This window comes from Oligoflexus sp., from assembly GCF_035638955.1.
In the GTDB taxonomy this organism is placed as follows: domain Bacteria; phylum Bdellovibrionota_B; class Oligoflexia; order Oligoflexales; family Oligoflexaceae; genus Oligoflexus.
Window position 1 is genome coordinate 1 of sequence record NZ_DASQYZ010000352.1, and the last position, 10808, is coordinate 10808.

Genomic DNA, 10808 nt, shown 5'->3' on the forward strand with positions numbered 1-10808 from the left:
ATGGCGACGAACAGGCCAGCGAGCAAAGCCACCACGATGCAATTGATACGGTTGATCCGCGGCGTGGATTTCCAGAAATACTGTGAGTAGGTCACATGACCCAAAGCCATGCAGCTGATACCAATATAGTGCAGGATCCAGAGTTTCTCCGGGTCAAAGAGCTTGATCATGTTGTCATGAGGAAACGCATAGAACGGGAAAATGCCGATACCCGTGAGCCCGGCCACAAGATAAAGGGTATAGTGCGTCCGAGCGTAAACAGCGAGGAAGAAGAGGCCAAAGAAGAACAGGATGTAGGCTGCGATGTTTCGCACCTCACCCCCATAAAGTTGATAGAACGTGATCACCGGATCAAAGTCCCGATAGGGACGGAGTTGAAACGGCAGCTGATAGATACCCACCATGAGACGCGTATCAATACGCATGGTAATGACGTGCTCAGGCTTGGTGATATTGATCACCACAGGAATGGGCTGGATGGAATAATAGCGTTCATGGGTGTGACGACCCTCGCGCGCCATGATTTCCACGCCATCCATAAAGATCTGCAGGCGGCTCATATAGGCATCAACATAAAAAACAGCTTTTTTCCCAATCAGCTTCGGACGAAACTGAAAGTTCCCACGATACCAACCCACTTCAAAATAGGCGCCATCATTGTAGGCCTTGCTCCACGGGCCCGGGGCATCCACGGTCACCCACGAACTGGTGTCCGTTTCGGGATTTTTATTTTCCGGTAAATCGTCGCGTGTGAAGAGCCAGCTGCCTCTTAATTCCAAAGGATGACGCAAAGACTTCACTTTGATCGCGCAGGAAAAGCAATTTTCGCGGCTTTCTGCCAAAAGCTGACTGCCCCATAAGAGGCAGGCCAGCAGGGCGAAAATTAAATATTTTGCGCTTTGCACCAAAACAGCTTCCTTGTTCGCATCATTCCTAGGGAGTTTTTCGGCGCGAAAACCCAATGGCATGAAGAAAATTTCGCAGGAACCGCCTGGTTGCGTGGCACGAAGGCTGATTGCTCTTGGGCAGGCGGCGTGTTAAAGCAGCAGCAAGGAAATCCCAGTGCATGCCTTGGACGGAAAAGGATAGGACCATGACAGCTCTACGTCTCGCGTTTCTCAGTTTTTTTCTTGCCCAACCCTGCATGGCCCGTGACTGGAGTCCACGCCACGATTGGACTGGGCGTGACGTATCCGAGGTGACCTCGCTGCTTCCGACGAGTGTCTGGAAGCTCGGCGCCTTTCAAATCACCTGGGACGCGAACAAAGCGGAACTCTCGATTCATGAGGCCACCCCAGTGGATAAGGTTATGTGGCAAAGCCGCCCCGGCCGAGCTTTTGTTCTTGCGGGCCGAGGCCAGGCGTCCATAACCCAGTGGCGCGGATCGTTTACCATTCACGATAAGTCGGATCAGATGAAATGTCGTCAGCAGTCCGTTGATAGCATCGAAGTGGTGAACGAGAGTCTGCAAATCCAAGGCATGCTATCAGGTCCTGACTGCCGGGTTGCCTATACTGTGAAGTTTGAGGCCCTCACTGCGGAGCGTCTTCAGTTTCATATTCATGTCGCTGATCCCAACGTCAATCGTGTGTTTATGAATTTTCAATCCACGCCTGACGAGCACTTTCTGGGTTTCGGAGAACAGTTCACCCATTTCGATCTGAAAGGTCGCACCGTTCCTATTCTTTCAACCGAACAAGGTCATCTGCGAGGCCTGCAACCTTACAGTTTCGCCTTGAATCGAATCTCCCGCGGCGCGGCTGGCAACTGGTCCACAACCTATGCGGCTCTTCCCTTCACTCTGACAACCCGGATGCGGGCTCTGTTTTTAGAGAACTCGGAATACTCCAGCTTTGATCTGGAGGACACATCGATGGCGGAAATTCGCGTCTGGTCCTCCACACTCACCGGTCAAATGATTGCGGGCTCGACCCCGCTGGATTTGATCGAATCGTTCACCGAATATAGCGGACGGCTCCCTCGGGTTCCACGCTGGTTTCACAAGGGTGCCATCATCGGTTTGATGGGTGGCGGTCCCTTTATTCGGGACATTTGGCAAAGGCTGAAAGCCAAAGGCACACCGATCGCCGGCTTTTGGATTCAGGATTGGCAAGGCAAACGCCAGACGCCTTTTGGGATTCGCATGTGGTGGAACTGGGAGGTCGATGACAACGCCTACCCCGATTGGAGTCAGCTGGTGCAGGATTTTGCAGCGGAAGGGATCAATACCCTCGGCTATGTGAATCCATTTCTGACGGATGCTGCCAGCAAGCCTAATATGAAACGCAACCTCTTTGCCGAAGCTCGCGATCGTGGTTTTCTGGTGCAGAAACAGAACGGAGCCCCCTATGAGATTGATAGCGGTGGTTTCACGGGGACATTGGTCGATCTCACCAATCCTGAGGCCTTCGACTGGTATAAAAAAGTTATCATCTCATCTTTGATCGACGCGGGAATGAAAGGCTGGATGGCCGATTTTGGGGAAGCCCTGCCCTTCGACGCGAAATTGCACCATGGGGACGCCGCTGCGGTCCATAATCTTTATCCGGAGCTTTGGGCCAGACTCAACCGGGAAGCCATTCGCGAAGCCGGACTCGAAGGAGACGCTGTCGCGTTTTTACGGGCAGGTTCGCTGCGCAGTTCACGCCATGCGCCTCTGTACTGGCTCGGCGACCAGATGACGACCTGGGATGAACATGATGGTATGAAATCCGCGATCACGGGGCTGCTCTCGGGTGGCCTTTCCGGACTCAGCGTCAATCACATGGATATTGGAGGTTTGATTGCCCTAAGGCGATCGGTAGCGGGCTGGCCAGTGATTAACTTCGCCCGGACCAAGGAACTACTGCAGCGCGGAGCGGAACTCAGCGCCTTCACAGCCGCCTATCGCAATCACGAAGGCAACAGTCCGGACGCGAACCATCAGTTCTACAGTGATGATGAAACGCTCACGTCCTTTGCGAGGTTCGCCAAGGTCTTTGCTCTGCTGGCCGATTACCGGGAACAGCTGTTCGATGAAGCCCATCGACACGGATATCCTGTCGCGCGATCCTTGTTTCTCCATTATCCTGCGGATCCGGAATCCATCAAAAATCATTACCAATGGCTCCTGGGCCCCGAATTTCTGATTGCTCCTGTTGTTGACCCAGGTCAATCCACAAGAAAGGTCTATTTTCCCAAGGGACAATGGGTTCATGTGTGGTCCGGCCGGATCTATGGTGACGAGCAGACGGGAAGCTGGAGCACGGTCCCGGCTCCGTTGGGCGAGCCACCCGTCTTTCACAAACATGGTTCGGTTGTGGGGGAAACATTCCGCAAAAGCCTGTTACAGCTCCCTTGAGCTGGGACCATACTGAAATTCAAGTTCCGTCCCCTGCCACAGGGGGCGGAGCCAATTTTCAGGCTGCTGAACCACTGGAATGGGAATGATTGGTAAAGCCTGTTAAAGGCAAATGCACGCAGAGATGAAAGGTACGTCGTGAACCCTGGCGTTCCGGTTCCAGCACCACCTCAACCGTACCGCCGCTTTCTTCGACAAATTTTCTTACAGCGGCCATGCCAAGGCCATGACCAGACATATCAGTCACCGTCCGGGCCGTCGAAAGACCTTCCTTAAAGATGAGATCGGCAATCATGGACTCGCTCATATCGGAAGCACCACCGTGAACCCTGGCCAGCTCATTGAGATCCAGTCCACGTCCATCATCTCGAATGCGCAGGACAATAGAATCGGCAACCGCCTCGGCTTCGATACTGATCAAGCCGTTGGCGGCTTTACCCTGCCTGGCTCTCTCCGCAGGCAATTCAATGCCATGATCCATCATGTTGCGCACGATATGAATGAGAATCTTGCGCAGGAGCTGCTCCATCGCTTTGTTACAGCTCACCATCGGCACATGAACCTGCAGACGCGGAGCAGGCTTGCCCAGATCGGCGGCCACGCGCGCCGTATTCTGCAAAAGATTTTTGAGCAGCGGTTCCAAGGGCACTTCACTGACGATCTGCAAAAGATGACAGAGCGGCTTGCACGCCTGGGCATCCTCGGCCGAAAGGTTGGGCAGGAGCCGTTTTATAGCTAAAAACCCGCCTTCCAGAAGTTCTTTTTTCACCTTGACCATCGGGCTTTCATCGGCATCCCATTTGAGCTTTTGGATGGCGACATCTTCATAGTCCTGCAGTATAAGCAGGGCTCCGTCCAGATCGTTCTGCAAACGCAAGGCGGCGTCGGCATCGAGCGGCTTGCCCTTATAGTTCTTCTCCAAAAAGTGCAGAGCCTCGGTCAAGCGGCTGAGATGGAGCGTGCGAGCTGAGCCCTTCAACGTGTGGACATCGATCAGGATCAGGCCGAGGCGTTCCTGATTTTGGGCCGAGGATTGCAGAAGCTTACGGCTATGCTGCAGAAGATCACGGGCATCGCTGAGGAAGCGGCGGAATTCGTCCTCCCTGATCCCCAGGATCTCGCCAACCATGGCCAGCTCCACTGACTTCCTCTGCGCCACGCTTTCGAATTTACGAAGTTCGGTCACGTCATTCACAGTGACCAGAATCATTGCAATCAGACCCTCTTCGTTCGGGACGGCATCCCATGTGAGTTCATAGTGATGCACTTGACCCTGCTTATCACGGCGCTTTAAGGTGGTGGGGAGGACATGGGCATTCAGTTGAAAATTGATTTCCGCTTCGCCCATGCATGTATTCAGTGCCTGATCGATTTGATCGATTTTATCCTGCATAAGATCCGTGCCAGTCAGCAGCAGCTCGAGTCCATGCCGCCCTTCGAGTCTGGTATCCTCGAAAAGAATTTCCAGATGCTGACTGTAATCCTTGGATATTTTTTTCGAGCTACCCATCAGACCAAAGATCCCAATTTTCACATGGGTCAGGAGCGATCGTATCTCGCGGGTCTGGAGTGCCACACGCTGCTCAAGGGACTGGTTCAGTTCCGTCAGAGCACGACTCATGCTGCGGGTTTTTTCAAAGGCCTGGGCAAATTTAATGGCTAAAAGCTGCGTCTGCATAAAGACGATGACCAGGAGACCCCAGCTGCTGAGCATCGGCCCGGTATAGACTCGGAACACGATCAGAAGGTCATTCAATAGAGTCGCAAAGAAAAACGTAAAACTCAGCATCGACAGACCTGAATTTTCTTCACGGGCCCGCCACGCAAGCCAGACCTGCCAGGTGACCAGAAACGGAAAAGCCAGCACCACGGCCTGGTTGGCCCGCAACACAGGAATCGGCATGGTGAAAGGCGAAAAGGCATAAACCGATTGGGCCAGCATGGCAATCGACCACATGACCCAGGCAATCCAACGTTTGGCTTGCCGTGGATACTGCAGGTAAACGAGTTGATTAAAAACAGTGAGAATCAAAGTCCCAAATGCATTCTGTCCATAGCGAAACAGCTGATGCGCGCGCAGGGAAGGCGTGAAGATGAAGTAATAAACCTGGCTGAAGAATGTTGATGTGGATAGCAGAGCAATGGCCGACAGCAGAACCAGCCAAAGCGCGAATTTATCATCACGCTGTCGCAGGTAGACGCTGAGGTTAATGAGCATCAGCATGATGAACATTCCGGACAACAGGAGCGTGCCTATAAATCGGCTGTAATAGGCCCGATCCATGCGTTCGGTTAAACCCAATTCAGGCGCATAGAACATGCCCCCTTCAACCCAATGATAGTTGGAAACATGGACCACGATCCAGACAGGACCGCTGTCCGGTAGCGAGGGCACCGCTTGAAGCTTTTCCAGAAACTGGGGCATCGACTCGTCCTTGGACTGGCCCACATGCCCGGCCTGAATCATGATGTCTGCGTCCTGATCCGCGCTGCGCAACCAGAACAATCGGTAGTTGGATGTTGCATACTGCAGACGAAGACTCAGCGGGGTATTCAGATCCGGCAAACCATCCACGCGGGCGACATAGGTCCCGTAGCCATGCGCACCCATCGGTTGGCCGTCCTTGCCAGGGATCCTGTTCCAGGCTCCCGGAATCTTCAAAGGATACGCTTCGGACATGCGCGCCCGGGCCTCGTTCGGAGCCAGGAGCTGCATGGGAAAAAAGCGCCACTGCCCTTCCAGAAGCAGAGATTGATTCTGCCAATCCCAATCAGCCACCTCAAAAACCCCGGGCTCAAGCTGCGTGACACTGGCTTTCAGCGAATTCGGCAGCAGTAGAACCAGTCCAAACGCGAGCCGCCAGCGCATCCATCGCAGCCAGATGACGACGCAAAGATCAACAATTTGCGAAATCCACCAAAGCACCTGCCGGATACTCCTGCTCTAGCCCATGATGGCGATTTCCTTTCGGAAGAAGGCGGACTTGTCTATACTGATCCGATGGAAAATAAGGGAGGTTCCCGGATGCTTCGATACCTTGCATGTCTCGTGATGTTCCTCGGCGCCTGCCAAACCAATCCAGCCGCGCCGAGTCAGGATAAGGCTTCGGCGGCGAATGAGGATAAAGGTCCCAACGTCAATGATCTGGTCAAACCCAATCAGGAGAAGTGGTTGACCGGGCAGGTGCAAAACCCGGCTAAAGCCAAAATCACCAAACTTCTGGTGTTCGGCGATTCGCTTTCCGACCCGGGTCATTTGAACAAGCTCACCCAGAACACCTATGTGCCGGCGCGGGTTTTTTATAAATCACGCTTCAGCAATGGCCCCATCTGGGCTGACTACGTCAGCGCAGGATTGAACTGGACGCTCGATAATTATGCGGTCGGTTTAGCTGAAACCCGCAAGAACGGTTCGTCGGGTGAAGCCGACATCCCTTCCCTGCTGCAGCAAATCAGCGACAGCAAAAGTGAATTGAAGAAGCTCGACTTTGCCAGCACGCTCGTTGTGATTTGGATCGGACCTCAGAATTACTTCAAGAATGCCGTCAAGGCCCAGGACGCCAACCAGAATCCTGTGACCGAAGCGCTGGAAAAACAGGTCAAGGATACGGTCAGCGATATTCAGGACGGGATTGAGAACCTTCAGGATATCGGCTTTCGCCAGTTTGTCATTGGCACCATGCCCGAGCTCGGTGGCCTGAATCGCAATCCCAAGGATCCTCCCAAAGCCAGTGATGCCACACTCTACGCGGTGACAGCCGCGCATAACACGGCACTGCGCGCCATGCTCAAGACCCTGCCGAAGGAATTGCCCGAGGTCAATGTCACGCTGTTCCAGGCCAACGAGATCAATCAAAAGACCGTGGAAAACCCGAAAAATTATGGATTCAATCGATTGGACGCCCCTTGCTATGTCGGGAATCTGCAAGGGCGCTTTGATGGACCCAAAGCTTTTTGTGCTGATCCAGCTGGCTTCAAATACTGGGAATACGTGCATCCGAACAGCAAAATGCACTGTGTTTACGCAACGCAAATGCTGTCTGACCTGACAACGGCAGGGAAAATCGGCGGCTATGAGCCGGCCAAAGCCCTGGCCCGCTGCATGGAATTGTGATATATCCTAAGTATATTATGATGAATGAAGGGGTGTGTTTCGTGCGACTTGCTGCTCTCTTGCTCATCGTCTGGCTAGCTCCCCCTCCTGTCCAGGCACAGGGCAAGGCTCCTGCTGGTTCGGATTATGGTCCCGCTCAAGTTCTCCAGGCATTACGCCTGTTGCGCGAGCAGCGCGGTGATCCGAATCCTCCCAAACTCAATGTCTGTTTAAGAAATTCCACCGGTGGCCGCTGGAGCGATCTGCAGGCGCATTTTTACTGCTGGCTGAAACCTGATCAAAGAGCTTGTTTTACAGGTGCTGTGGATGGTGAGTTCAAGGATCATCCTGAATTGAAAGGCAACTATGATCTGGCCTATGGTCATTGCCAGGAGGCCAAGGGCCGAGCTTATGGAATAAATTTTGATCGACCGCTCGCGCGTTTATCCATCGAGCAGGGTGAAGTCTTCAAGAATCTGCTCTATCGTCGACCCAATCTGACCAAAGACGAACAACGAAAAATCCTTGAAGCCTTTTACGCTGAACCCATGGCGGATCGCAAAACACCCGTGCCGGTTGCCACTGAACGCAAGCCCGCCGCGAATTCTGCGCCTTTGGATCGAACGGCTGCCACAGAACGCAAGCCCGCCGCGAATTCTGCGCCATTGGATCGAACGTCTGCTGCCGACAATAAAACTGCGACGACGTCAGCTTCAGAACACAAAGCGGTCGTCCCACCGGGCCCGGCTCCGGAACGCAAGCCTGCGGTCATGGCTCCCGTTCCTGCATCAGCTCCGGTCCCATCGGATCCTGTGCCTCCACCCGTGGTGACGGCACCAACGATGGTCAATCCCGATATCGGTGACATGGAGAACTCGGTCCCTGCTGAGAAATATCCGCGAGCCTGCCAGTTGAAAAACGGACAATCCCGGGCGCGGCAGAAACCCGACTCCACGAGCCCGATTGTGGCCATTCTTGATCCCATACCCATTGAGGTGACAGGCCCAGCTCAATCTTCCAGCGGGACCGATACGAAGCTGTGGTACCCCGTCGCGTTTCAGTATCGCGGCAAGGCCTTGAGCGCCTGGCTTTCCGTGTCGCTAGTCGACTGCCCCAAGTGAATGCGGGTTCTTTTACTTCATCAGGCTCAAAGCTGCGATCTCGCATGCAAAGGCAGGAATCGGTTGGCCTTTGGTCTGGATTTGAATCTTGCCAACATCGGCCAAATCCAGTTTAACGGGCTGTCCCCAACCCTGCTCCTGCTGCAATGTCGCCAGATCAAGGGTAACCGTCTTCCAGTTGGATGAGCCATCACCGCACATCATGTCCACCCCATGGAAATTGAACTCGTTGCGATCGAGTTGGGCCTTCATCGGCAGTTTCAAACGATAGGCGGCTCCATCGCCACGCACCTTGAACACGATGCTTTTATATCCAGACAACGTCGTTCCACCCAAATCCAGACCAATACCGGCGTAACCATACTCATAGTCGATCGTCACCTGACCGCTCCATTTCAAGGAACATGGACCACCGTCGGCCAGAGGCGCACCTAATGCCAATTGCGAGGTGGATTTCCCGCCATCGGTCGTGTCGTTGAATGCATACCAATAGGTTTCCACCGAGGTTTTGTAATCCGGCGCACAGGTTTTGAAATCGTCGAGAACAAATCCTGTGGGTTCCTGCAGACCAGGACCCGGCTGCTGCGTGATCGGAACTTCACTGCTGCTGTCATCACTGTCATCCTTGCTGCAACTGATCAGCAGGCTGGACGGCATCAAAAGACTGCAGAGCACCATCTGTATTTTCATAAAATCCCCTCCTTCGTCAGTTTTAAAATCAATTTGCTGTAACCTCGGCGTTATCGACCAGCTCCTTGGCCACATCAATCCAGAACTCTCCCGCGGCCGGCCCACCATTGCAGGCACCATCCGATTCACCGGGTTTTTTGGTCCAAAGGTACGCATCGACACCGGGCACATCCGTGACCACCTGCGGCATGGGTCCTATGGCTCGACCGCGAGGATTGCACCAGGCGTTGTCCGGACTCGGACCGTTACCATTGCGCGAGGTATCAATCACGAGGCCCTTGCCGGGGAAAATCCGTTGCAGTTTACGACCGAATGCGATGCTGTCTGCGGTGGATTGATAATTGGACGTGTTAATGGAAAAACCATCCGCTTGATCAATGCCGATGGCGTTCAATCGTTCCTTCATGATGCCGGCCGGGATCCAGCTACCATGCCCAACGTCCATATAAACCAGCGCTTTGGACCTTGTTTTAAAGGACTCCAGAGCATAATTCAAGAGCTGCCAACGTTCCTTTTTGGTGGCCTCGTTCAGGCACGTGATCAAAGGAATGGCATCCGGCTCCAGAATGATGACGGCCTCGTGCTGACCCAGGCCTTTCGCAAAGTCATCGATCCATTTTTTGTAAGCACCGCCCTCGAGTCCGCCCGAGGAATGCTGACCACAATCGCGATGAGGAACATTGTAGGCAACCGCCACCAGCTGGGAACCTTCGGCTTCAGCGCTCTGCACAGCCTTTTCCACGGCGGTCTGAATGGGACCGCTCCAGCCACCAAACCAGATGGCCGAGGGTTGATCAGCCAGAAAACGCAGTGTTTTCGCTGTGCCGGGATCCTGGACCTGCAGCTTCTCTGCTTCCCTGGCTGCGACGCTGGCCTTATCCACATGGAAACGTTTGCCTGCCAGAGGATTTTTCCGCTGCAGGGTCGCGGTGTCCCGTCCGGTGCTCACACAACTGACAGTGAATATCAGCAGCGCGAGGCTCATACGATTCTTCATGGAACTGCTCCTTTCAAAGCCAAACATCCGCCATCACTCCCAGGGTATAACCCGAAGTCTTGTCCTTATAGAGCGGCCGCAGATAGGAGGTTAGATAATTGTCGCCTTCGGTCTTGCCGTTCCATTTGGCAAAGGTGCTATAGAAACGAATCACCGGCCGCGCCCATTCAAAAGGCAAAGGCCGCAGGACATAAGCCAGCGTTGCCTTGGCCATTTCGCGATCGATGGGTTTGCCTTCATACTTCGTTTGGAATTGGCTATCCTGAAAGGCCATACCGTTTTCAATCAGGGACCAGTAAAGGTCCACTTCTGCGGAATGGTTTTGCGTGAACATATAAGCCGGCCTTACGCCTAACGCCATGGTGTTGCGAGCGGGAAGTTTTACACCGGTTGGATCATCACGACCACCGAAGTCGGCGGAACCGCAAAAAGCCGCCATCTCCACCCAATAGGGTGCGTCCGGTGCCCACATCACATTCGCCAGAATCCGGTAGGAAAAAGAATCCTGCCAGGCCTTGGCTCGCTCCGCATCCGCGGCATCCAGAGACGAGAAGGATTCATCTTCAA

8 protein-coding genes are annotated in these 10808 nt (G+C 53.8%); 3 read left to right on the top strand and 5 right to left on the bottom strand.

Going from position 1 to position 10808, the window contains the following annotated elements; genetic code table 11:
• Positions 1–905 (bottom strand): hypothetical protein (locus VE954_RS31125; RefSeq protein WP_324960339.1); only part of this gene is annotated, 905 nt, incomplete at its 3' end.
• A 188-nt stretch (positions 906–1093) separates the two neighbouring features.
• On the opposite strand from VE954_RS31125, the gene VE954_RS31130 reads away from it, so the two are divergent.
• The gene (locus VE954_RS31130) at positions 1094–3340 is read left to right on the top strand and encodes an alpha-glucosidase (protein WP_324960341.1); all 2247 of its coding nucleotides are present in this window, start codon (positions 1094–1096) and stop codon (positions 3338–3340) included.
• A 58-nt stretch (positions 3341–3398) separates the two neighbouring features.
• On the opposite strand, the gene VE954_RS31135 is transcribed toward VE954_RS31130, so the two are convergent.
• Positions 3399–6266: an ATP-binding protein gene (locus VE954_RS31135; protein ID WP_324960343.1), complete on the bottom strand. Its 2868-nt coding sequence runs from the start codon at positions 6264–6266 to the stop codon at positions 3399–3401.
• A 99-nt stretch (positions 6267–6365) separates the two neighbouring features.
• On the opposite strand from VE954_RS31135, the gene VE954_RS31140 reads away from it, so the two are divergent.
• Both VE954_RS31140 and VE954_RS31145 read left to right on the top strand, forming a co-directional pair.
• Entirely contained in the window at positions 6366–7454 is a 1089-nt protein-coding gene (locus tag VE954_RS31140) for an SGNH/GDSL hydrolase family protein (protein WP_324960344.1), read from the top strand.
• Positions 7455–7495: 41 nt separating this feature from the next.
• Positions 7496–8554 carry a hypothetical protein gene (locus VE954_RS31145; protein ID WP_324960346.1) on the top strand — a complete coding sequence of 353 codons (1059 nt, stop codon included), beginning with the start codon at positions 7496–7498 and terminating at the stop codon, positions 8552–8554.
• Positions 8555–8566: 12 nt separating this feature from the next.
• Here VE954_RS31145 and VE954_RS31150 read toward each other — a convergent pair whose 3' ends face one another.
• From VE954_RS31150 to VE954_RS31160, 3 genes are all read right to left on the bottom strand, one after another.
• Complete coding sequence (locus VE954_RS31150; protein WP_324960348.1) at positions 8567–9244, bottom strand: CIA30 family protein; 678 nt, start codon at positions 9242–9244, stop codon at positions 8567–8569.
• A 28-nt stretch (positions 9245–9272) separates the two neighbouring features.
• Positions 9273–10241, bottom strand: a complete 969-nt coding sequence (locus tag VE954_RS31155; RefSeq protein WP_324960350.1) for a glycoside hydrolase family 6 protein — start codon at positions 10239–10241, stop codon at positions 9273–9275.
• 13 nt (positions 10242–10254) lie between these two features.
• On the bottom strand, positions 10255–10808 hold a 554-nt coding region (locus tag VE954_RS31160; protein WP_324960352.1), incomplete at its 5' end, for a carbohydrate porin.